General features: G+C 36.0%; 18 protein-coding genes and 2 pseudogenes. 18 read left to right on the forward strand and 2 right to left on the reverse strand.

All coding sequences use genetic code 11. The annotated features are described in order from the left end of the window. The first annotated feature begins 609 nt into the window (after positions 1–609). The 7 genes from BKP57_RS15455 to BKP57_RS15485 all read left to right on the forward strand — a co-directional run bounded on the left by BKP57_RS15455 (position 610) and on the right by BKP57_RS15485 (position 7,863). A complete protein-coding gene (locus tag BKP57_RS15455) occupies positions 610–1,077 on the forward strand; it encodes a nucleoside 2-deoxyribosyltransferase (protein ID WP_050351228.1) in 468 nt (155 codons plus the stop codon). Continuing rightward, positions 1,078–2,076, forward strand: a complete 999-nt coding sequence (locus BKP57_RS15460; RefSeq protein WP_050351227.1) for a thymidylate synthase — start codon at positions 1,078–1,080, stop codon at positions 2,074–2,076. It abuts the gene before it with no gap. Positions 2,077–2,109: 33 nt separating this feature from the next. Continuing rightward, on the forward strand, positions 2,110–2,874 hold the full coding sequence (locus BKP57_RS15465; RefSeq protein ID WP_050351226.1) for a class I SAM-dependent methyltransferase: 765 nt from the start codon (positions 2,110–2,112) through the stop codon (positions 2,872–2,874). 75 nt (positions 2,875–2,949) lie between these two features. After that, positions 2,950–4,194 (forward strand): HAD-IIA family hydrolase, encoded by a 1,245-nt coding sequence (locus tag BKP57_RS15470; RefSeq protein WP_050351225.1) that lies wholly within the window; start codon positions 2,950–2,952, stop codon positions 4,192–4,194. A 518-nt stretch (positions 4,195–4,712) separates the two neighbouring features. Continuing rightward, on the forward strand, positions 4,713–5,321 hold the full coding sequence (locus tag BKP57_RS15475) for a DUF2798 domain-containing protein (protein WP_399479486.1): 609 nt from the start codon (positions 4,713–4,715) through the stop codon (positions 5,319–5,321). Between the two features lie 866 nt (positions 5,322–6,187). Next, positions 6,188–6,352 carry a hypothetical protein gene (locus tag BKP57_RS15480; protein ID WP_175609437.1) on the forward strand — a complete coding sequence of 55 codons (165 nt, stop codon included), beginning with the start codon at positions 6,188–6,190 and terminating at the stop codon, positions 6,350–6,352. Positions 6,353–6,774: 422 nt separating this feature from the next. Then, positions 6,775–7,863: an NAD/NADP octopine/nopaline dehydrogenase family protein gene (locus BKP57_RS15485; RefSeq protein ID WP_050351223.1), complete on the forward strand. Its 1,089-nt coding sequence runs from the start codon at positions 6,775–6,777 to the stop codon at positions 7,861–7,863. Between the two features lie 616 nt (positions 7,864–8,479). Here the strand turns inward: BKP57_RS15485 and BKP57_RS22225 are convergent. Then, positions 8,480–8,641: a hypothetical protein gene (locus BKP57_RS22225; protein ID WP_156875352.1), complete on the reverse strand. Its 162-nt coding sequence runs from the start codon at positions 8,639–8,641 to the stop codon at positions 8,480–8,482. Positions 8,642–9,564: 923 nt separating this feature from the next. On the opposite strand from BKP57_RS22225, the gene BKP57_RS15490 reads away from it, so the two are divergent. From BKP57_RS15490 to panC, 5 genes and pseudogenes are all read left to right on the forward strand, one after another. Beyond that, complete coding sequence (locus BKP57_RS15490) at positions 9,565–10,560, forward strand: glycosyltransferase family 2 protein (RefSeq protein ID WP_072741909.1); 996 nt, start codon at positions 9,565–9,567, stop codon at positions 10,558–10,560. Further along, positions 10,499–10,888, forward strand: coding sequence for a GtrA family protein (locus BKP57_RS15495; protein ID WP_050351221.1), 390 nt, complete (start codon positions 10,499–10,501; stop codon positions 10,886–10,888). The genes BKP57_RS15490 and BKP57_RS15495 overlap by 62 nt, the downstream gene beginning before the upstream one ends. After that, the gene (locus BKP57_RS15500) at positions 10,885–13,512 is read left to right on the forward strand and encodes a YfhO family protein (protein ID WP_072741910.1); all 2,628 of its coding nucleotides are present in this window, start codon (positions 10,885–10,887) and stop codon (positions 13,510–13,512) included. Before BKP57_RS15495 ends, BKP57_RS15500 begins: the two co-directional genes overlap by 4 nt. A 522-nt stretch (positions 13,513–14,034) precedes the next feature. Continuing rightward, positions 14,035–14,465: pseudogene (locus tag BKP57_RS22945) on the forward strand (3-methyl-2-oxobutanoate hydroxymethyltransferase). 50 nt (positions 14,466–14,515) lie between these two features. Then, positions 14,516–15,367 (forward strand): pantoate--beta-alanine ligase, encoded by an 852-nt coding sequence (panC, locus tag BKP57_RS15515; RefSeq protein ID WP_072741913.1) that lies wholly within the window; start codon positions 14,516–14,518, stop codon positions 15,365–15,367. Between the two features lie 494 nt (positions 15,368–15,861). Here the strand turns inward: panC and BKP57_RS15520 are convergent, their stop codons facing one another. After that, positions 15,862–16,116, reverse strand: coding sequence for a hypothetical protein (locus BKP57_RS15520; protein ID WP_072741914.1), 255 nt, complete (start codon positions 16,114–16,116; stop codon positions 15,862–15,864). Between the two features lie 58 nt (positions 16,117–16,174). On the opposite strand from BKP57_RS15520, the pseudogene BKP57_RS22950 reads away from it, so the two are divergent. The 6 genes and pseudogenes from BKP57_RS22950 to BKP57_RS15550 form a co-directional block, all read left to right on the forward strand. Then, a pseudogene (locus BKP57_RS22950) lies at positions 16,175–16,362 on the forward strand (IS30 family transposase); the annotation flags it as partial. 1,009 nt (positions 16,363–17,371) lie between these two features. After that, positions 17,372–18,961, forward strand: a complete 1,590-nt coding sequence (locus tag BKP57_RS15530) for a class I adenylate-forming enzyme family protein (RefSeq protein ID WP_072741915.1) — start codon at positions 17,372–17,374, stop codon at positions 18,959–18,961. A 503-nt stretch (positions 18,962–19,464) separates the two neighbouring features. Next, complete coding sequence (locus tag BKP57_RS15535; protein WP_050351217.1) at positions 19,465–21,675, forward strand: helix-turn-helix domain-containing protein; 2,211 nt, start codon at positions 19,465–19,467, stop codon at positions 21,673–21,675. 138 nt (positions 21,676–21,813) lie between these two features. Beyond that, entirely contained in the window at positions 21,814–22,683 is an 870-nt protein-coding gene (locus BKP57_RS15540) for a 3-hydroxyacyl-CoA dehydrogenase family protein (RefSeq protein ID WP_050351216.1), read from the forward strand. Positions 22,684–22,774: 91 nt separating this feature from the next. Continuing rightward, complete coding sequence (locus tag BKP57_RS15545; RefSeq protein WP_050351215.1) at positions 22,775–23,554, forward strand: enoyl-CoA hydratase/isomerase family protein; 780 nt, start codon at positions 22,775–22,777, stop codon at positions 23,552–23,554. 12 nt (positions 23,555–23,566) lie between these two features. Then, positions 23,567–24,748 carry an acetyl-CoA C-acetyltransferase gene (locus BKP57_RS15550; protein ID WP_072741916.1) on the forward strand — a complete coding sequence of 394 codons (1,182 nt, stop codon included), beginning with the start codon at positions 23,567–23,569 and terminating at the stop codon, positions 24,746–24,748. The last annotated feature ends 192 nt before the right edge of the window (positions 24,749–24,940 follow it).

Here is a 24,940-nt window from a genome sequence, read left to right on the forward strand (position 1 = left end):
AAGCGATCAAATCAACAGTTGAGAGTATTCATTTAAAATGAGGCTAATTTGAGGTAGGTTGAATTGAATCGAAAATCAAATGGTTCTATAAACAAAAACTGGGATAAAACCTAGTCAGTAAAAAAATAATCTTATTGTCCCTACTATTAAGATGGAGAGGATACATGCAGACCTATAATTAATAGCAAAATAAAACATCAATCAAACGGCACAACCTTCAAGTGAAAGCTCCCAAAAAAAATAATAGCGCAAATTCATATCATGTTTTAAAAGCCTATAGTCCACAGATATTTTTTACGATTAAAAGTTAAATGTAATGGTTGCGGTACTGAACTATTCGATTTCTATATTTAGGACTTGAGCGACTAGCAAAAGCAAAGGAATGAATGAAAGAAGCAAGACAAAAAATGACGGAAGCATGTACCGTCCTCGTCATTTTATGCTTTCCTATAGTGTAAAAAATACTCTGAGGGGCGCTGTTCTGGAAAGCTTGAGAAGGGATTAAAGTCTTTCATTTTTTGAACATGATTAATATATGTCAGTATAGGAAAAGTGGATGTAAAGCAATAATTGCTTTTGATTGAGGTGTTTATTTTAAGGGGTGAAAAAATGAGTCAACGTAAAAAAGTATTTCTTGCAGGTCCATTTAAAAGTCTTGTTCATCCAAAAACGGGAGAAATGAATCATGGTGAAAAGCAAAAGCTGCTAAAGCTTATCACTTTTTTTGAGGAGAAAGGATTTGCTGTTCATAATGCTCATAAGCGTGAGGAATGGGGAAAAGAGTTTATGACGCCTGATGAATGTACAGCAATTGATTTTGAAGAAATTCGTACCTGTGATCTTTTTGTCGCCTTTCCAGGAACTCCGCCTTCTCCGGGTACCCATATTGAAATTGGCTGGGCATCCGCTCTACAGAAACCTATCATTTTGCTATTAGAAGAAGGAGAAGACTATGCGTTTTTGATCCAAGGCCTTGGAACTGTGGCTAATGTAACTTTTATCTATTTTCAAAAAGAAAAAGATTATTTAGATAAACTTGAACAATTGCACTTGCAGTTTAAATGGGGGATGAAATAAATGCGATTTAACAACTTCCATGAGGCGTATATAGAAACGCTTGATGATGTATATCACAAGCCACAATTTTATAATGCGCCACGTGGAAATAAAAGTCGTGAGAAACTAAATTATCACTTGACTATTCAAAATCCAATAGAAAGAGTTTGCTATTTACCTAGTAGAAAAACAAATATTGTTTTTAATTTTGCTGAAGTTTTATGGTATTTATCAGGTGACAACAGCCTTGATTTTATCGGCTATTATAACAAGAAAATGCACGAATATTCTATGAATGGAAAAACATTAACAGGTACAGCATATGGACCGAAAATTTTTGAGTTTGGTAATGCCAAAATAAATCAATGGAGCCAAATGAAAGAGTTGTTGACAAATAAAGATCCCGATTCCAAAAGAGCGTTTATACAGATTTTTGATGCAACAGAGCTAGTAATAGAAAATAACATGGATATTTCTTGTACATTAGGATTGCAGTTTTTTGTAAGAGAAGGCAAACTGTATATGGCTTCATATATGCGTGCAAATGATGCGTTTCGTGGAATAGTAAGTGATATTTTTTCCTTTACATTTATTCAAGAATTAATGGCAAGGGAACTCGATTTAGAAATAGGAGAATTTTTTCATAATGTTGGTTCTATCCACATTTATCAACCAGATGACAATTGGACTGATAAAGTGCTTCAAGAAGCTAATTCTATATCAAAGCATAAGAAAGCAATGTATGAGTTCCCCAAAATGCCATGTGTAAATAACTGGTCTTCGATAGAGAGTGTATTAAAATATGAAGCCTTGTTAAGAAAAGACCAAATACGTATGACTAGCAGTGAAATCGAACAGCTGGACCTCCCCGAATATTGGAAACAGGTTTTATTACTTTTTAGCTTGTACCAATATATAGCCTATAAAAGACCAATTGATTTTTCTCTATACCATCATTTGTGGCCAGTTTACCAGCATTTAGTAGATAACAAGTGGCCCCTGCTTCGACAAAGCAAGTAAATAAATCAATTATAATGATAGCGAGGTATGAGTATGAAGACTTCTTTTAAAACAGAAATGATTGCGAATAAATTTGAGGCTTATAATGATATACTTGAACAAACATTAGGTTTTCGGTTTGTTTTTCAAACATTTCTATCAAACCCAAAGATAACAAGGGTTCTTGACTATGGTTGTGGTCCAGGAAAAGTGTCGTATCGATTGGCTAAAAAAACGGGTGTGCATGTTTTGGCTGTGGACGAGTCTAAAGAAATGATTAACATAGCATCTAAAAAGCGGAGCCATCCAAATATAAACTATCATCTTATAAAAAATGATAACCTTTCCTTTCTCAAAGACAATTCAGTAGACGGAGCTATGGCATGTTACGTATTTATTAATACCGAAAAAAAAGAACAAATTTTACGGATGATGAAGGAGATTTACCGGGTTTTAGCCCCTCATTCTCCCTTTGTTATATTAGATACAAATCCTGACTCTACGGGAATCGAATTTTCAACGTTTCGAAATGGTATAAAAGGAAAAACATACATGAGTGGTGAAGCACGACAAGAATGGTTACATATAAATGATCAGGAGGATCTTGTCTTACATGATTTCCATTGGCCGAAGTCAGTGTACGAGGAACTTTTAACTGAAGCAGGCTTCCAAGAAATAGAACAACTCGAACCGACGTTGAAAGATATCCCTGAAGATGAATTAAAAATAATTCAAGAAAAGCATCATGATCATCATTGGAAAAGTGAATGGGAATTTCCACCTTTTGTTATATATAAATCTATTAAACTAGTGAAGTAGTAGTGAAATTATTTACTTTTTCTATTAGAATGGTTAATAACTAAATTCTACTAACTGTTCTAAGGGGGAGGAATAATGACGATAGCTGACGAGTTTGATGTATTTTTATTTGATTTGGATGGGGTTATTTATATAGGTTCAGAGCCGCTTTACGGCGCAATGGAATCGCTTAAGCGACTTCGGCAAGCAAAGAAGAGAATTCGATTTTTGACTAATGATCCATGTACAACAAAAGAAAAAACGGTAAGGAAATTAACTAGTCTGGGGATAGAAGCAAGGGAAGAGGAAGTAATCACATCTTCCTGGTTGACAGCACAATATTTAGAAAGTGAAAACATAAAATCCGCACTTGTTTTGGGTGATGAAAATTTAAAGTGGGAATGCGAACAGGTTAATATTTATACAGAAGCTCGAACAGATGTGGAAGCAGTTGTGATCGGATGGAACGATGATCTGTCTTTTTATGATATTCAAAAAGCCGCAGGACTTATTCATAGGGGAGCAAAATTTGTTGCAACCAATCCAGATAGAACATTCCCTACGCCGAATGGACCTTTGCCAGCAGTTGGAGCGATTGTAGAAGCAATTCGGGTGTCGACAGATAAAAGACCATTTATTGTTGGAAAACCATACCCATATATGTTTAAAAAAGCGCTTGAGGATTTTGATGTTTCGTTAAAAGCTGTTATGGTCGGCGATAATCCTTACACGGATATTTTAGGTGCGCATCAGGCAGGGATACCAGCTATTTTAGTATCAAATCAACATGTTAAAGCATTTCCATCAGCAAAAGATTTTCGTAATCCAGATGCTACAATATCGAATTTAAAAGGTCTTTTTGATCCAAGCATCGCTATGAAAAATTGGGCCTCTCCAACCTTTGCTTGGCCTGAAGCGATTAAAGCTGGCGTAGCAGGAATAATATTTGATAGCGACCAGCGTGTGCTATTGATGAAACGAGCAGACAATGGGCTGTGGGGTGTACCATCTGGACATGTTGAACCAGGTGAAACGGTGGAAGAAGCAATTATTAGGGAAATTCGTGAAGAAACGGGGGTGGAAGTTAAAGTAAATCGATTAATAGGAGTTTATTCTGATCCCGAGTTGCAAGTTTTTTCATATCCTAATGGAAAAGTGAGTCAATTTATTACGAATTGCTTTGAATGCGAAGTAATTGGAGGGAATTTAGTCAGGGAAAATGAAGAAACTTTAGATGTCAGTTACTTTAATATAAACGATTTACCAGACGACCTCCTTCGTATGCATCCAAAGTGGATTAAAGATGCCATCATACAACAAAATGTCTCCTATATTCGGTAGTAGGGCTTATAAAATATGAAATAACACGCGATGTTTTTATCAGAGGATCAAAGCTCAAATAAGTATGCTATTTATTTGTTCAATTATTTTTTAGGAGCTTGTACTTGAAAATGCCGTTTGGTTTTGTTGCCAAGCGGTTTTATTATGCTATGCCAGTCTCATTACAGTTCTTTTCATAAACTATACTTTACTAATATCATTGAAACAAGATACTAAGAATGTTCCATGTTCAACTATTTACATAGAAATTATATGGCATTTGGATATATTCCTTATTTTTAAGAAAAAAGGTATGGATAGTCAATGATGGTAAATAACTTTTATCCCATATATAAGGTGCTGTAAGACTGACATTTCAGGATCTGTACAGCAACAAGTCTAAGTGCGAGAGAACAGAACCAAAATGCCCGCTTCCTTCAGAGGCCTTTAGGTCATTGATGCGTTAATATTGGTTCTATGTCAAATGTTGGGGTGGAGCTAGAGTGCAGTTTTGTTGAGAAAAGGTAAGGCTAAAATAAATGAATCATTCAAAATCTTTGTTCATAAAATGTTCACAAATTGTTCACTTACGAGAAGGTTCTTACTATCCCTATACTACAAAGGTAGGAAAAAAAGAAGGGATGATGAAATTGCCAACAACTAAGAAAGAAAGTTTACAATTTGGTTTAATAATGTGTTTTGGGATGGTATTAGTTATGACTATATATAATTTTTACCTTAATGGAACAATCGGGAAAATGACTTTTATCGAAGGAATATCTGATTTTTTTATTGGGTTTGTCATTGCTTTTATACTTGATATGTTTATGGTTGGGCCAAATGCTAAAAAGATAGCATTGAAATTAACTGTAAATACAACTAAAAAACGCTATACAGTCCTAGCCATATCAATATGCATGGTTTTAGGAATGGCGTTTTTTATGTCTATTTACGGATTAGCTTCAACCTATATTCATAATGGTTTTACTTTCAACTCAGTGGTTGCAGATTATTTTGCAGTTTTTGGTAAAAATTTGATTGTGGCATTACCTTTACAGATCATTATTATGGGACCACTAGTGCGTTATATATTTACTAAGTATATTAAATCGAATAGGGTGGATATAGGATTGAATATAGAAAACTAAAATGTAACATTTTACTAAAAATTAAGCTCATAAATTGTGGAGATCTAATATTTCATTAGAAGGAAAAAGCTGTTTGCAATTGTAGTCGGCTTTTTTCTTCTTATTGGATTTATTTCACTAAACCAGTTAATAAAAGATGCCTGTTCTTCAATAATAGGGAGCGATTGTTTAACTAGGCAAATCAAAAAAACGAATCCTTAAGAATTTAGGGAATCGGCCTTTTAGGTTGAAAATTTGCTTAGCGTACAAATGTTTGTGGTACCCTTTCTATACGTCTTTTTCCATGACAAAAAACGACAAAACAATTGAAAAGTAACAAAAACCTCAAAAACTACTTAAAATAGATAACCAAAAATATAACCAAAATCTAAATACCAATATATTTATTACAAACCCCTTTTTGGTATAGTTAGGATATTAAAAAGGGGGAGATTCTTGTTGAAATTTGGATATGCACGTGTTAGTACACAAGATCAGTTTTCTCGCAAAAGATAATAGAAGTGTGCATCTTTACCCCGGATTTGTATCTCTAAAATCTGCCCATTCGTATTGGCTCAAACATAGGAAATGGTAGATGAATTGATTAAATGAAGTGCTCCTAGTGCTTTGGCGGCCATTACGGCGTCGAATGTGAATAAAGGTCAGATTATATTTAGAAATTGACCACAACCATCCGACGGCATCTGGTGAAGCATGGTTTGATCGCATCCAGTTAGAGAAAGCAGATGTGTCGTCATCGTATAATCCGATCTTAAACAGCGTGTTTGAGAATGGATTAACCAATTGGAACGTCAGAAGACAAACAAGCCATGTTTCCTCTCGGCACACAGGAGTGGAACCGTGCGGCTGTTTATATACATCCTGCAATGGCTGTCCAATCTGTTGAAATTTACCCAACGTTTAAAGGAAATAATGCTGGGACAGTATGGTTTGATTCGATTCGTCTAATTGAAGGAAATATCCTTTCTTCGACATTTTATGATGAGAAGAAAAACTATGCAGAACGGATTATAACCTCCAATAATTATTAAAAATTTTAGTTCACAAATATCATAAAATCTTTTACGAACGTTCGTTGATTTACGTATCCCAATACAGTACTAACAATCAGGAGGGAAGAATGCCCCCTAATTGAAGGTTCACTTTATAATTATAGTTATTCCCAAAAACTGTCTAAATTTGTTTATTTATTTCAGAACGGAACAAGATAAAATGCACTCATTTAGACATATAAAAGCATGAATAAGTGGTGTTCTATATCAGGTAACCTTTAAAAGAAACAGTTTAATGGTATAATAGAAAGCAGGCGTAAAGTAATATTACTTGCAAAAGGGGGGATGAACTAATATTTTAATTCAGATAATTCATAAAAAATGACGCCGAATAGTTAATTTTACAGCCAAAAACGGAATAGAAAGAGGTTATCAATTAACAGAAAAGGTGGAATATAATTATGAAAATAGCAATTTTAGGTGCAGGACATGCAGGATGTGCAGTCGCAGGTGATTTATCGATTAAAGGTCATGACGTAACTCTGATTAAAACTTCTAATTCCATGCATAATGAAAATTTTAATTATCTACTAAAAAACAACGGTAAAATTACATTAAGAGAAAATGAAGTAACAAAAACGACAAGAATAAATAAGATAACAAAAGACTTATCAGAGCTATCAAAAGCAGAGATTATCATTGTTTACATTCAAACGACGTACCATGAGGATTTAATACGCAAAATGAAGGATTATATTCAAGACGAACAAATTATTCTTTTTAACCCTGGATATTTTTCCACTGCTTATATGCTTAAACATGGCATCAAGCATAATATAACGATTGTAGAAGCACAAAGTTCATTTATTGATTGTCGCATTATTGAGCCTGGTGTTATCAATGTTGGGTTTAGAAATGTAAGAAACCCTCTAGGGGTATATCCAAATGAGAATTTATCTATTGCACGAAACAAACTTGATAATTTAGGATATCCATTTAAATATTTATCATCCACTGTAGAGGCAGCTTTGCATAATCCTAATTTAATTGTTCATACAGTAGGTGCAATAATGAGTATCCCACGTATTGAAAAAACAAACGGGGATTATGTCATGTATTATGAAGTCTTTACCCCTAGTGTGTGGAATATTCTAGAAAAATTAGATGAAGAGAAAATGAATGTATTGGAGAAACTTGGTTTTGAAAGAATTTCATATGTGGAAGCATGTAAATACCGAAATTCCTTAGACGATACATTGGATGCTAAGGAAGTATTTTTTAAGTACGCAATGATGCCGAATAGGTCTAAAGGTCCTGTTTCCGTAAGATCTAGATATATCACAGAAGATGTACCAGAAGGATTAGTTATGCTCGAATCGATAGCGAAACAGTTGGGTATAAAAACACCGGTTTGTACTGCCTTAATTGAAATTGCTTCCGCTGCTTTAGAAATGGATATGCGCAAGAATGGTAGAACTCCTGAACGTTTAGGAAAGAAAAATATAGAAAAAATACTAGAGGACAGAAAGCAAAAGGTAGCCGAAGCATAGAAAGTTTTTTATGCTTACACACTCCTTTTAAAAGGAGTGTCACCACTCTAAACAACTGAAAAAACAAGGTTGCAGTTACAGGATTTGTCAGATTGTCAAATGCTGTTTTTTAAATACCTTTGATTGGTAATGGCAACGATGAATAAGGATAAAAAATCTCGTATGGCTCTCGTGCGCTCTAAAGGCTCGAAACATGAAGTGATAAAAACAGAAGCTAGTGAACGAATGTATTCCGTTGAGATATGAATGAATTTAGCGTATAAATGGAAAAAGAATAATCAGGAAAAATTATAGTAAGAGGAAGTCGAGTACTTCGCTTATGATAGATCGGGGGTGAGATGTGAAACTAAAATAAGAAAGAGGAAAAATGAAATCGGTCCCTTTGATAAAGAAGTTGATAACTATGGATTTGTGTAAACAAAAATAATAGCTGGTATTTTTTGCCCAAATAATTTTTATTACAAAGCCTAATTAAGCAGATTAGAAAAACTCGGCTAGTCGAGAAGGCCTTAGCGAAAGGAGTAGTTTTTCTTAAAAGTTAGGTGGATTGAGGGATGTTTCCATATTAGCCTATCTCCCAATTGGTTTAATTGCAAATATCCATTTTGTTAAATGTTCAACGATTACGTCCCACAATGATATCTCCTTCCAGATGTCCGGATTTTTTCTTTAATTTGGACGACCGTGATTCGACCTCCAATAGCTTTATTTTTCTCTTCTTTTCAGATGTCCATTTGGTTTGCGATTGCCTTGCATACGCAAATCTTTTTGATTCCATTAGCCTGATTCAAACTTTTGATAACTCTCTGCGCATGCTGCAAGAGATAGATTTTTCATTTCACCCGATTATGAAATCAGGCGTCTAAGTCATTACGGACCCTTCATTGTTGTAGTCCTATGTGTTAATTGTATTTTTTATCCAGTATATAAGGTGCTGTAAGACTCTCTACTTGAGGATTTGGATAATCTGTACAAGTCTAAATGGGAGAGAACAGCACCTAAATGCCCTGTTTCGTAAGAGGCCTTTAAGTCGTACCATTCCGTTACTACCAGCCGGTGGGGGATAAAAGCAAACCTCCACTGATTGTTTATTGCCACATTTAGCATTATTCGCTTGATATTAGATAAACGTCTTTCATAGTAAGTTCTTCTTTCAGTTATCCGGTGAAATAGCTTTTGGTCACGCTTATTTTCAGGAAAATTTCAGTCGGAAAGACCGAATTCATGATATTCCTCTATGAATCCTAACTCTGTTTTTGGTAAGATGGTGTAGGATATGTTAGATAGATGGGAGGCTATAGACGGAGTATAGCGTGGCATTTTTTTAAGTGTCTTGCTTATTTTACAATCTACGAATATACTTAAATTGACAATTAATTACAATTAATAAATAGAGAGATGTCTCTTATAAAATACAATTTTCTAGCCAATTCAACTGTTAATTGTTCTTTAGCGACTAGTAAATTATCGAGTTAGCTGGACGTAGAAGTCTTATTAACTATAAAAGGTGCACCATTACTGGCAATTAATCGGATTTCTTAGAGAATACTCTAAAACATGGCACCAATAAAACGAAAATACAAATTTAAGATTAACTATAGCATTGTTGCGGGATTACCTAAATATATCCAGGCTTTACCTAGCAAATGGGTATGTATTAATATAATGAGCAGCTAACAGCACGAAAGAGGTGTCAAAGACATGGAATTAATTTCAATTATTATTCCTACTTATAATGAAGAAGACAATATACAGTTAATTTATGAAAGTGTAAAGCGGGAGTTTGATAGACTGGCTTATCATTTTGAAATGATTTTTATTGATGATGCCAGCACGGATAATACCTTACAGCAAATTAAACAATTAGTTTCCAAAAGCACAAATGTGAGGTACATTTCTTTTTCTAGAAATTTCGGTAAAGAATCCGCAATGTTGGCTGGTTTGCAACATGTACAAGGAGAAGCTGTGATAATCATGGATGCCGATCTACAACATCCGCCATCTTTGATTCCTGATCTTGTTAAAGGTTGGGAAGATGGGTACGATCAAGTGATTGCGCGGCGTAATCGTAGTGGTGAAAAGCCAATTCGTAAATTTCTATCCTCCGCTTACTATCGGATCATCAACAAGGTGGTAGACGTCAAGTTAGAGGATGGAGTGGGTGATTTTCGTTTGCTAAGCCGACGTGCTGTTCATGCAGTGTTATCTTTAGATGAAGGTGCACGCTTTTCAAAAGGTTTGTTCTCATGGATTGGCATGGCACAGAAAATAGTTGATTATGAGAATGTTCCTCGAAAGAATGGAAAAACGAAATGGTCTTTATTAAAATTGTTAAATTATGGATTAGATGGCGTTGTCTCATTCAATAATCGCCCTCTAAGGATTTGTTTTTATACAGGTGCACTTATCTTATTGCTGTCGATTATATACAGTATTATAATATTTGTGCAAATTTTGCTAAATGGTATTAAAGTTCCTGGCTATTTTACGATTATTACTGCTGTTTTAATATTAGGCGGGATTCAGTTGTTAAGTCTTGGTGTGATTGGTGAATATATAGGGCGTATATATTATGAAACAAAGAAACGTCCTCAATACTTAATTCAAGAAACGAATATTAGAAACGGAGAAAACTATGAACGAAACAGGTCGAGAATTTCTAAAATTTATCATCATCGGCGTAGTCAACACTATTAACTACTATGCTGTTTATCTATTATTACATCTTGTTTTTGATGTTTACTATTTGGCGGCACATATAACAGGGTTTATGGTAAGTTTAGTTGGTTCTTTTTTCTTAAATACTTATTTTACATTTAAAGTGAAGCCTACATGGGGGAAGTTTTTGAAATTTCCAATCACTCAGTTATTTAATTTTAGTGTTACGTCCCTATTTGTGTTTGTTTTTACAGAACTATTTCATGTGGACAGTAAAATCACACCTCTCCTTGCCGTCTTTATTACAGTTCCAATGACCTTTGTGATAACTGGGAAAATATTGAAAAGAAGAGAGTGCAATAGATGAAGAAACGAGGATTATGGCTTTTTATTATAGGTAGCCTACTTGTATCAGTAGCTACACACTTTTTTTTCTATCAGCAATGGCTTGATAAGCATTGGATGATTGGGCCAAATGATGGTCTTTCCCAAATTGCTACGTTTAAGAAATTTATTTATGAAAATTATAAAAGCGGTAATTTTTTCTATGCTTGGGATTTTGGCTTGGGTGGGGGTTTTTATAGTCAATTAGCCTATTATTTTTCAACTTCGCTTGTCTTTTTATTGTCTAGTGTTGTTATTTTTATTTTGGATAGCTTTCAATGGATCGATCCCTCTAATGTTGAATTTTGGGCTCAATCTAACTTATTTATCAGTATCATTCGCTTAAGTGTGATCTTATTTATTACGTCCCACGCGTTTCGATATATGAAAATCCAAGCCTTTCCAGCTTTTACGGGGGCGGTCGTATACGGTTGTTCTGTCATGTACATGCGACATGTTGTTTATTGGGAATTTTTCGCTGATGCATTTATTTGGTTACCATTAGTTGTTTTAGGATTGGAGAAATTAATCCGAGAAGGCAAGCAAGGTTGGCTAATTTTTGCTATGTCTGCCACGCTAATTAGCAATTTTTATTTTGCCTATATCCAACTTATTTTTTTAATTCTGTATGTACTTGGCCGTTGGGTAATTCCACTTACTGATAATGAATTACCTAGAATAAAACAGTTTAAACTTTTGGTGACAAGTGGATTGGTCAGTTTTTGCATTAGCGCAGTGGCGTTTATACCCGCTGTTTATGGGTTTTTCAACAATTATCGACCTCCTTATGATCGGGAGATTCCGCTGTTCGATTTAATTGATAACATATTGTTTGCTAGTCCCTATATTGTGTTACCAGTCGTTTTTGTGTTACTAATATTTACCTTCCCTCTGTATCGTAATCGTTTGTTTCGTTTTTTTGCTGTGTTTAGTTTCGTATTGCTTATATTTCACTTAAGCCCTTTGGCTGCTAGTGCTTTCAATGGCTTTTCTGCCCCGCAGTATCGTTTTGAATATCTACTATCTTTTACTATAGGTGGTTGTGTTGCCATTGGCTTGCAGCGATTAAATAAAATAGCTGTGCGTTTTATTTGCTTGGCTTCGTTCATTTCTTTATGTATCTATTTGCTGAGTATAGATTATTTTGATTTCAATATAAAGATTCCTAAACGAGCAGCAACTGAGTTTTCTGCAGTAATGATTACAGTGTTTGTTTTATTTATTATGTTTATTATCTTAATGGTGCTGTATGTTTACTTTCAAAAGAAGGTTTTGCTCGTTACTATTCAATTATTTGTCATTCTATGGAGTATAGTGTCAGTAAATACAGCAGCTAAATATGGGATAACAGAAAATGGTGGGCTGGAAAAAGTAACTCATCATTATTTAATGAGTGATCAATATAATAGCGCTGAACAACGGAATTTGATTGAACAAGTGAAAAGGCAGGAGCCCGATCCGTTGTCCCGAATCGATTGGATGGCACCGATTAGAAATAACACACCGATTGTACAAAATTTTAATGGCACAAGTCTCTATTCAAGTATCATTAACAAAACATTGCTATGGTTTTACTGGAGAGACTTAAAAATAGATACAGGTCGGGAAACTGTAAGTCGCTATGGTACCCTTGGCAATCGTGCGAATTTGCATGCGTTATTGCAAACAACATATTGGATGAGAAAGAAAAGTCAAGAAGCGAATGCACCTTATGGCTTTAAAAAGTTTGCAGAATCCAATAAATATGTTATTTATAAAAGCGATTTTTCCCTTCCATTTATCCGAACAGGTAAAAATATCTATAGCGAAGAGCAGTTACAATCCACTTCTGTATTAGATCGTGAACATGCCATGCTTTCAGGAGTTGTGTTTGCAGAAACAGCTGGACAAAAGTTAAATTTGGCAAAGGAGAAAAATGTTATTAAACAAGCAACTATCAAAGCAGTAGGTGCTAAATACAGAAAAAACCAATTATCGGTCGTCAACGACAAAGGGGGCATTGATATTACTCCGGGATCTGTTCAAAAAAATACAAAAGACTTTTATGTAGGTTTTTCTATAAAAAACGTAAATGGTGATAAGTTTGCTTTGAAAGTAAATAAATATCGGACAACTAGAAAATCTGCTGATTCCATCTATAAAACCAATATAAATGATCTAGTCATTCGTGTTCCGGCTAATGACATTATCTCCATTCGTTTACCAAAAGGGGAATATGAACTAAAAGATTTATCTCTTTATGAAGAAGATTATAAGGAACTGCATCAAGCTGTACAAGCTGCTGATCATTCTCCATCGTTTACGTGGGAAAAGAACAAACTCACCATCGATTACAATAATCAGACAAGGGAAAAATGGATGACTTTACCGATTCCTTATGAAAAAGGCTGGAAACTTTGGATTAATGGCAAGGAACAGGCTATTGAAAAAGCAAATTATGCATTTATTGGCTTCAAGCTGTATAACGGGGAAAATCATATTAAAATGGTATATCATCCTCCTTATTTTTTTCCGTCGCTTGCTTTATCCATTATTGGGCTTTTTGCTTGGGCTATGTTACATCTGCGTAGTAAACGTAGAAAAGTTATAAAAATAACTGAAGTGTAAAAATGCACTCATTAATTATGAAAGTTGATAAGCCAAGAGATTAGTCCAAAAGCGTGTGGTTTTCTTGAATTCTCTTCCTAGATTTGTTTTGACTTTTTATCGAGGATAGACCGTCTTGGAAACTTCTATGCGCTGTCTGTAAAGTATGACAAAACAAACGGATTGTGTAACTGCCTGATATATAATCAAGGCGTGTATCGATGTGAGAAAGTAGAGTTAAGCCATGGTTGAATTTTCTTGGGATTTTTATGGCTGTTTCTTCACTAAATAAATGTGGAGAAATAGCCTTTCATATTTCCGTTTACGGTTTCGTAAACAGCTGCTAAAAGGAGTTGTAACAACCTCTTATAAAAGCTCTCCTTAGGTTTATTATTTTTATGATAGATGGTGGCTTAGAAAATACGAGCCATGATGGGGATCAAAAGATACATTTGTTGTGACCGGCTTACCTTTATGTCTTATCATAAGCGCTTCCGTGCAGTAGGTGAAATCATGTAAGTAGGCAGAGCTTATGCAGTTACGTTGGAAGGTGGAAGAGAAGTAACAGATACTATTCAAGCCTTAATAGGGTGCGGGGTTCTGGTTATGGGGCATCTTGGATTAACACTACAGGCAGTTGCGGCGCTCGGCGGCTACAAAGTACAAGCAAATTCAGTTGAACAAGCAACAATGCTAAGGAAAGATGCTAAGAGATGTGAAGCAGCAGGAGTTTTGTGCTTGTGGTGGAATGTATACCTTATCAGCTTGAAGAAAAGGTTTCAGCGCAGCTAAGTATTCCAGTCATTGAGATTGGCTCAGATCCAAAAATAGATGGGCAAGTAATTATTTTCCATGACTTAGATACATTTGGAGTTGATTGTGTGCCAAAATTTGCTAATGTAAACCGTAAAGTGATGCTTGGATTAATTGACCTATGTTCAAGAGGTGAGAGCAGGCACCTTTCCCGAACTTGACAAGCATACACTTGAGTTGGATCCGAGAGAATGAACTGGAGGGAAACAAAGTGAAAATCATTACGATGAAGCAAGAAATATGCCAATGGGCAAAACAAGTAAAGACAAGTGGTAAATCAGTTGGTTTTGTTCCGACGATGGGGTTTTTACATAAGGGACATCTTTCACTCGTGCATGAGGCGAAGCAAGCTAATGATCACGTAGTCATGAGTATTTTTGTTAATCCGCTTCAGTTTGGACGAGGTGAGGATTATACTGCTTACCCTCGAGATGAAGAGCGGGATAAAAAATTGGCTAAGGAAGCTGGTGTGGATATATTATTTATGCCAAGCGTTAATGAAATGTATCGTAAACAGCAGTCCATAAAGTTGATGGTAACAGAAAGGACAGATAAGTTGTGCGGGGCAAAGCGACCAGGGCATTTTGACGGTGTGGTAACCGTGCTGACGAAATTTTTCCATCTGATTATGCCAAACCGCGCTTATTTCGGTTTAAAGGACGCCCAGCAGTTTGCAGTTGTAGCAGCACTGGTAGACGAGTTAGATTTTCCTATAGAAATTGTTCCAGTGAACACGGTGCGAGTCCCCTCTGGACTAGCAATTAGTTCCAGAAATGTTTATCTGACAATAGACGAAAAAAAGCAGGCTCCTGCCTTATATCAAAGCTTGTTGTTAGGGAAAAAGCTAATCGAGGAAGGAGAGACTAGTTCCACCGTTATTATTAAAACTGTTAGTAGCTATTTAAATAAACAATTGGGTGAAACCGTAAAAATTGATTATGTGGAGTTACTAAGCTTTCCCGAACTGGAAGAAATCGCTGAAGTAAGTAGGAAAGTTATTCTTGCGGTGGCTGTTCAATTCTCAGCGGCAAGACTGATTGATAATATCATGGTTGACAGTTAGGTTGCTTGGTTTATCTCTTTATAGATTTTGTGCAAGAGGTCTTGTTAGAGGGATTTTTAGATGGTTTGGATCTAGAGAATAAAATACTCTTTTTCTAATACATAGTGGTGTGCCAAAAATCTAGTTAGATTGAAAGGAATTATGTAAAATTACCGACGTCTGGGCGACAAGCCCGTTTTTAGTCGGTCTTCCTCTTAGGGACGAACCGATGAGGCCTTATCGGAGGGCGCATCTAAAGTCGCATCATTGCTGGGCGATGGAGCTGGACGTTGCTAGTCGGTTATTTCGTATCCCCAAGCACCTCATTTTATACTTTTTTATATTATAAAAAGGGGTAGCAATCGCCACCCTTTTTGAACATGAATATTCGATACTTGCTCTTTCTAAAAACATGTAGTCGTCAGAACTCCTGCCCGTAAAAAGCTTCATAACGTTATCAGCAAGAAGAAGACTAAGAATGAGAAGAACACTAATAAGGCGCCTTTCCGTTTTTATTAATCTTCTTCAAATACCTCAGGTTCAGAAGTGATTGTAATAGTTCTTGTATCGGTTTTTACTTTGAAGGCTACTTCCCAAGTAACATGTTTGATATCCACTTCCGTGTTATCGACAGCAAAATTTAGAACTATAGAGTGATCTGGGTCAACCACGACATAGTTATTATTTTCATTTGAGTATAGCTGATAATCAGGATGTGCTATAAGTGTCCAATCTGTTACTAATTTATGTTTTACTGTTTCTATGATCATCACCTCCTTTAAATTAGCACCTTAAGGTTCTTTTTGTATATTTACGAATAATCCATTCAGTTTTGCCAAACGCCCCAAAGAGATTAGCCAACGAGAAACTTTTGGCCATTGGGAGCTTGATAGTGTTGTCTCTAGTCGCGGTAAAAGCGAGGATGTTTCGCTACATTTGTAGAACGAAAAACCAGATGGCACCTAGCATTAAAGATGGCAAACCAAACAGCTGTCTCTATGGAACAAGCTATTCGATTCGAACATCACATGAATGATCGCCCGCTGGTGCATTTCAAATCGCATCCTCCTGACTCTACAGTTTGAACATCAAATGAAATATTAGTAATTTTTCATGTTTTGCGAAGGAGGGTAATTTGATAGATGTGAAGAATAAAGTCATACAAATTATAATTGCTATTAATTTTATTAGGTCATAATTAAATTTTCCCCTTATAAACTAGAGTTTAGCATGTGAAAATTTCTAAAGTTAATGCCAAGTTTAAATTTAACTTGATTTCATATTTTCTGAAATCTAATTTTTTACGATAGATTTAGTAAAACCTAAGCATTATATTACCATATAATACCTTAAAATCAAGTAAATTCCTGATATTTTTTAAATACAAGAGTAAAAATATACTATTTCTTATTTCCTGTTTTTTTCGCATAGAAGGTGCTGTAAGACTCCAACTTCAGGAATTGGAGAGTCCATACGGCATCAAGTTTAAGTGGGAAATAACAGCATCTAAATGGTCCTATTTCTTAGGTCATACCATTACGGTAGTAGCAATCAGTTAGGGATGAATGAAAGAACCCCACGAATTTTGTAATTAAAAGGCAATACGTTGAACAAAACTGGGAACAGTAGATTAATTATTCCAATCTATCCCCATTAAAGCATGAAGATTTAAAAAGGAAATACGGAACCAAAGGTGACACTGTCCATTTAGTATTATTATACAATTCATCTAAATAGTTACAACAGCGACCTAACCGGCTTAACGGGATGCCCCTTTCATTAGTATCGTATCAATAGTTTCTATGATTTGAAATTTACATTCTAATAACAGCTTTGTGTGGTACCAATTTAACCATTGCATTTGATACCTCTGTGCTTTAAAGTAAATGTCTATCTTCTCCTATAAAAGGTGCTAATAACACTCCCTCATTTCCTACAAAATAATGGTTACATTTATTCTTTCTCTATCTTAAAATTATAAATAACTCAATATATGAAAACGTTATCAATTTAGGAAGGGTGGAAATGATGGGATCTGTAAAACAAGAGAATACAACAACCATACAATTACTACACTCTGCTCTAAATCAATTTCCAGAAAAAGAAGCTGTATATGATGGCACAAGGAGGCTTTCTTATCGCGAGTTAGAAGAAGAGAGTAATTTGATTGCGGCAGAACTAAATAAAATGGGAGTAAAAAGAGGAGACCATATTGCAGTTTGTTTACCTAACTGGTATGAATTTGTGGTTATTCTATTTGCAATAGCCAAAATAGGTGCAGTGATCGTGCCATTTAATACAAGGTATCATGAATCTGAAATAGAGTATATTTTAAATCATGCGAAGGTAAAGGTAGCATTTTTTACAGATGAGGTAGATGGAAACAAATTGTGGGATTCATTTAATAAAGTTTATCAGCAACATAATTACTTGAAACACCTTATTACAGTTCGAGCAAATACGAGGCTATCTATAGCTTATGAGGAAGTGGTTAAACATAGTGAATATTCAGAATTTGAGAAAGTAGAAGTATCACCTGATGACGTGGCCATCATCATGTACACATCTGGTACAACAGGTAATCCGAAGGGGGCAATGCTAACTCACCGTAATGTAGCTTTTACGGGATCGGTTTCTGCTGAAGTTTTAAAATGTACATCAGCGGATGTGTTTTTAATTCAGGTACCTATGTTCCACATTTTTGGGATGGTTCCCGGTGTACTAGCAGCTATCGCTGTTGGAGCAAAATTAGTGTTAACACAAGAATTTAAGGCAGAAAATGCCTTGAAGATGGTGGAACAGGAAAAAATAACGGTTCATCATGCTGTGCCAACTATGTTTATACTGGAATTAAACCATCCAAACTTAGAAAAATATGATTTAACATCACTTCGTACTGGTATTGTTGCTGCTGCTCCTGTACCGAGTGAAATAATCCGCAAAATACGAGAAAAAATGCATTGTGAAGTTTTAAGCTCATATGGAATGACAGAAGCATCTCCATGCTTAACTTTTTGTACGTTTGAGGATGATGATTTAACAAGAGCAGAAACAGTTGGTAGAGCAATGCCTGGTGTTGAAGTTAAGATCATTAATCCGGAAAATGGAGAGGAAGCAGGGACTGGTGAAGTAGGTGAGATTGTGGCAAGGGGTCCTGGAATTATGAAAGGGTATTATGAAATGTCTGAAAAAACAAGGGAAGTCCTAAGTGAAGATGGATGGTATCGAACTGGAGATTTAGGAACGATGGACGATAAGGGGAATCTACAAATCGTGGGTAGGAAAAATGATTTAATCATTCGGGGCGGGTTTAATATCTATCCACGTGAAATAGAAGAACATTTTTACAAGCTTGATGAAGTGCAGGAAGTGGCAATTATTGGTTTGCCAGATACGGTGCTCGGAGAAGTCGCATGTGCGGCAGTTACTTTGAAGAAGGGTGCTGTACTAACAGAAGCTAAATTAAAATCGTATATTAAAGATAAAGTAGCAGATTTTAAAGTCCCCGATATTGTTACTATAGTTGAGGAATTGCCAATGACAGCCTCTGGAAAAATTAGCAAAGTCCAGCTGCAAAATAAGTTAAAAGAAAAAATGGCTCATCGTCTCCGCTAATTTCCGGCTAGTTATAGGAAGTGTCATCTCTTTAAGATGATGCTTTTTACGTTACTATTATCCACGAATATAAATTACTGCGAACCCTATTCAAGAATTCAAGGTGATACAAAGAAGTGTTAGGGGGACGGCATCTAAATACTCACAATTCGTTCGGGCGACAGGATATGGATTGCAGGAGACGTTGCAACAAGACGAGGAAAGTTGTTTTTTAAAAGAATCCCAGAAAAAGTGCTTTTCTTTTTCAAAGACAAGAGCGCCAGCTATACATCGCACGCAGGAAAAGTATTTCTTTATCAAGGACGTTTGAGATCATAGCTCTACTATTTTTAAGTGGGAAAACACTACTAAATAAAGTTCCACTTTATCAGTCTTTTATAAGTCATAACCCTTGTTAAACAGCCAGTCTAATCTTGTGAAAATGAACATTCTTTATTACACTGGATGATAATTATCAATTCATTTTTATTTTTTAAAAGTGAGAGAAAAAGGGGGATACGACAGTGAGTAAACAAGTTTCGATTATAAGGGAAATAGAAAACCATTTACGGATCACTGCAAGGCAGTTATTAAGGTTTGATACCGAGGAAGAAGTGTTACAGTATCTTGCTGATTCTTTCCAGTCGCGATTTGGATGCGACTTTGTTGGTGTAATCATTCAAGAAGGAGATCTTCTATACCCTAAGGTCTGGAGTGGAGGATTTGTTTCATTAAAACATAAATTTCCAATGAACGTTAACAAATGCACACCAAATTTATTTCAGCAAAGCATGAAATATGATGACACCCACCTGGATAAATCTTGTACATTTATTCAACTTGTAAGTAGTAAAACTATCAACACATGGTTTACGGTACCGATACAGGAAGAACAAAAGAACTATGGATTTTGTACCATTGGTTATCTCCAAACTATCCCTCTACTTGACATGGAAAAATCATTTGATGAATTTGGTAAGGATGTCGCGATAGCCCTTTCACTCGTCAAACAGAAAGAACAGGAACAAAAGAGAATGATTGGGATTGAGTTCATTAGTAAGAACCTCTCCCTAAATGAATCCATAGAAAAGATCGTCGAAAAAATTGTGGGGCAAGCTGGAAAAGGAACAAATGCCACGTTTGCTGGTATATATTTATATGACGAAAACCAGAGTTATTTTAAATTCCAACCGCCATCCTTTGGTAGGATTTCGAAACCGGAAAAAATATCGGTACAAAAAAACTATATACTAAAAGAGTATTTTCCTTATTTGGAGAATCCTGGTGGAAAAGAGCTTACGGTTCCATTAATGATGGATGTGAAAACGTTTGGGGTACTGCATGTGGAGAAAAAGGCAAACGGCATTTTCACAAATGAAGATATGGAAATGCTATCAGTTATGGCGGAACATGTCTCGACCATATTACGTAATGCGTACTTATATAAAAAAGAAAGAGAGCAAATGAAGCGCCTGCATTCTTTATTAGACTATCAGCAAATCCTGATTAAAAAGACAATCAATGAAGATGATTTTGCAGGGATTACCACCACTGTAAGTGAAATGTTCCATAAACCGGTCTTATTACTAGACCGTTTTCTTCGGCCGATTTCCTATCACCTTTTTCCAATAGAGGAAGTTAATAAAAATATGGAGCAGATAAAAAGCGGCATTCAAAACCTAAATAAAAAAAGTTCGGATTATTTTAATTTTTGCTTGCGTGTTGATGGGAAAGAACGAGAATTTTTAATATGGCCTGTTAACGGAGGACGGGACTTAATAGGGTACTTCGTTATTGAAAGCAATAGAAATAACTTTGATACATTCCAACAGTTAGCAGTTGAGTTAGTTCGCAATATTTATTCCGTTCAGTTTATTAAACAAAAGCTTGTCCTCGATACCAAAGCACAGGTTAAAGATAATTTTGTTGATATACTACTCACGAAAGAAATAGAAGATGAAAATATGGTTATGCGATATGCAAACCTCTTTCAATGGAATATTTTGGGGACACACCGTGTTTCGGTATTGTCCATTAAGCTGGATGAAAAAGAGCTTGACTCTAATGATATTCTGAACCAGCAAGCGAAGAAATCTGCGGTATTTGACGAGTTGAAAACCAAGTTCTCCAATTATGATGCAGATATCATGTTTGCAAAAAAAGGAGAAGTATATGTTTTAATCGTCCCGGAGGAAAAGGAACTGCCAAATGAGAAAAAGTATTGGCATAACTTGATGAAGAACGTGCAAAAGTGGCTAAGCGAAGGAGACATCACTTGCTATGGGATGCTGGGAATAGGGGGGATGACCCATCATTTAGAAGATTATTACAAGTGTTATAAACAAGCCCTGCAAACACTTAATGTTGTTATTCAACAACAATTTTCTGAAAAATATGCGTTTTTTGAAGCGTTAGGGTCGTATACTCTACTTTATCTCATTAAGGATACGTCTGAAGCGCATTATTTTATGCATAGCTATTTAGAGAAACTACTCCATTATTCTAAAGGAAATCATATTAATCTGTTTCAAACATTAAGGGTGTATCTAGAACAAAATGGAAGTATCAAGAAAACAGCGGATGAGTTATATATTCATCGCAGCACTTTATTATATCGATTAACTAAAATCAAAGAAATACTTGAGCTGGATATTGATGATTCTGAAAATCGCTTTAATCTAATGATGATCTATAAAATATTCGATTTGCAGAAAAAGAATATAAGTAGTAATTGACTACTTATGCCCTTGTTTACTACATTTTATATTAAAAAAATAGATTTATTCCTACTTTATAAACATATGAAATTTTAAAAATGCCTTTTATAATTGATTTGAACGAAAATAAAGATATTTCAGTAAGGAGATATGGCAATGACAATTCAGACTGTAGGTGTAGTTGGAGCAGGCTCAATGGGAAGCGGAATTGCGAACTTAGCTGCTTCAGCTGGCTATCATGTGATTTTAAGAGATGTGGAAGAAAGATTTATAGAAAATGGGTTATCTAGAATGAATAAATTTATGAGTAAAAGTGTGGAAAAAGGAAAGATAACTGCGGAAGAGAAGGAAGAAGTAATGAATCGAATAACGACTACAACGGAAATAGAAGATTTACATGCTGCCGATATTGTGATTGAAGCGATTATTGAAAATATGGAAGCAAAGAAAACGGTTTTTGCTGAGCTTGATCGGGTCGTTTCTGAGAGGACAATTATTGCTACAAATACATCTTCTATGTCAATAACAGAGATTGCAAGTGCTACAAAACGACCAGAGAGTGTAGCTGGCATGCACTTTTTTAACCCCGCTCAATTAATGAAGCTAGTCGAAGTTGTACGTGGTTTTAATACAAGTGATGAAACCGTAGAAGCGTTAAAGGAATTTTCTAAAAACCTTCATAAAGAACCGGTTGTTGTCAATAAAGATACTCCAGGGTTTATCGTGAACCGTGTTATGATTCCTCAGTTCATAGAAGCTATTAGATTATTAGAGGAAGGTGTTGCATCAGCGGAAGATATTGATAAAGCGGTAACACTTGGATTGAATTACCCAATGGGTCCATTTGCTTTACAGGATTATGCAGGGGTGGATATAGGATATTTTGTGATGCAGTATATGGCAAATGAATTTGACGATAATCGATATGCCCCACCAATGCACATCAAACAGATGGTACGTGCTGGAAAGATTGGTAAGAAAGCTGGCGGTGGTTTTTATGATTATAATAAAGAACTGTTACCATAAAGTAAATGATATGTTCTAGAGGTTTAATTCCCTAGTGCATTTCTGGGCTAATTTAGCAACCATTTAAATGTAATAGAGAGGGATGGAAGTAATGAATCTAAAGAATTTAATTTGTGATATTCATAAGAATGTAGCCATTATAACGATAAGCCGTCCACCGGTTAACCCATTAAACTCTGATGTATTTCGTGAACTTACTCAGCTAATTAATGAATTAGAAAATAACGAAGAAGTAAAAGTGATCGTTATGACTGGCAGTGGAGAAAAAGCGTTTGTTGCGGGAGCAGATGTGAAAGAAATGGCAACGAAAAACTTAGTGAGCCTTTACCAGATGAATAAAAAGTCACGAGAGGCGTTTACGAAAATAGAGAGCGCTAACAAACCTATCATTGCAGCTATTAACGGTCTTGCGTTAGGGGGAGGGTTTGAATTAGCACTTGCATGCGATTTGCGAATTAGTTCGGACAAAGCTAAATTTGCATTCCCCGAAGTTGGTCTTGGGATTATCCCAGGAGCAGGTGGAACACAGCGCCTGCAAAAAATGGTAGGGCAAGGGATTGCAAAAGAGCTCATTTATTTTGGTGAGATGATTGATGCAAGAAAGGCTCAGGAACTCCAGCTAGTTAATAAAGTAGTAGCACATGATCAATTAATGGACGAGGCGATTGCATGGGCGCAAAAGCTTGCCGAAAAACCAGTTGTTGCTCTGCAAATGGCAAAAACAGCTATTAATAGTGGAAGTAACGTCGATATTGAATCAGGTCTTACTATTGAAACAACCGCTTTTGCGACAGCCTTTGCTTCAGAAGACGCAAAAGAAGGACTATCTGCCTTCACGGAAAAAAGAAAACCAGAATTCATTGGTAGATAAGTGAGGTGCAATATGAAACAGAGGGATATCGTATTACTAGAAGGTGCACGTACGCCATTTGTGAATTTTAATGGGAAGTTTAAAGATATTACTGCAATTGAATTGGGTGTGATTGCAGCTAAAGAGGCAATTAAGAAAGCAAATATTTCTTCCGATCAGATTGACCAGGTTGTATTTGGTAATGTACAACAATCTTCAAAGGATGCTCATCTACTTGCAAGGCATATTGGTTTGAAAGTAGGAACGCCTATCCATGTACCAGCAGTTACCATTAATCGCGTATGCGGCACGGGGATTGAGGTCATTCTTGCTGGAGCACGTCATATTCTTGCTGGAGAGGCAGATGTTGTTTTAGCAGGTGGTACGGAAAATATGAGTCAAGTTCCACATGTCGTCAGGGGAATGCGTTCAGGCAGCCCGCTTGGCGCTGTGAAGGTAGAGGACTGGTTATGGGAAGGGCTTGAAGATACAAATGTAGGCTGTACGATGGCACAAACAGCTGAAAATCTTGCTGAGAAATATGAAATATCACGTGAAGAAGTGGATCAACATGCGTTATCCAGTCACCAACGTGCTATTTGTGCTAGAGATAATGGGTATTTCAAAGAAGAAATAGTTTCAGTTACTGTAAAAGGTAGAAAAGGGGAAATGGTCGTTGATGAAGATGATCATATTCGTGAGACAAGTATGGAACAATTAGCGAAATTAAAACCTCGGTTTGTAGAAAATGGGGTAGTAACGCCAGGAAATGCAAGTGGTATGGTGGATGGAGCAGCAGCAGTTGTGATCGCCACGAGTGAGTACGCAGAAAGAAATGGACTTAGACCAATTGCCAGACTCGTTGCATGGGATGTTGTAGGTGTACAGCCGGAACATATGGGGATTGGGCCTGTACCCGCGATAAGAGGTGCAGTTGAAAAGGCAAAGCTTACAGTTGATGATTTAAATTTAATTGAAATTAACGAGGCATTCTCTGCACAATATGTGGCTTGCCAAAAAGAATTAGGCTTTAATTTAGAAAAAGGAAATGTAAATGGTGGGGCAATCGCTATTGGGCATCCATTGGCAGCGAGTGGCACTAGGATTTCTCTTTCTCTTATTTATGAATTAAGACGCCGCCATCTGAGATTTGGTGTTTCCTCAGCGTGTATAGGTGGAGGTCAAGGAATCGCAGCAGTATGGGAAGCACTATAGATATAGAAACTGGGGAGGACTGTTTTATTCTCCGTTTTTATCCCGTATATAAGGGCTGTAGGGCTCGCACTTCAGGAGTTGGATAATCTGTACTGCAACAAGTCTAAGTGGGAGATAATAGCACCTAAATGCTCGGATTCATGTATCTAACAATCAGTGAGGGATGAAAGAAAACCCCCACTGATTGAAGGT

It is taken from the genome of Virgibacillus sp. 6R (assembly GCF_001895305.1).
GTDB lineage: Bacteria > Bacillota > Bacilli > Bacillales > Amphibacillaceae > Virgibacillus > Virgibacillus pantothenticus.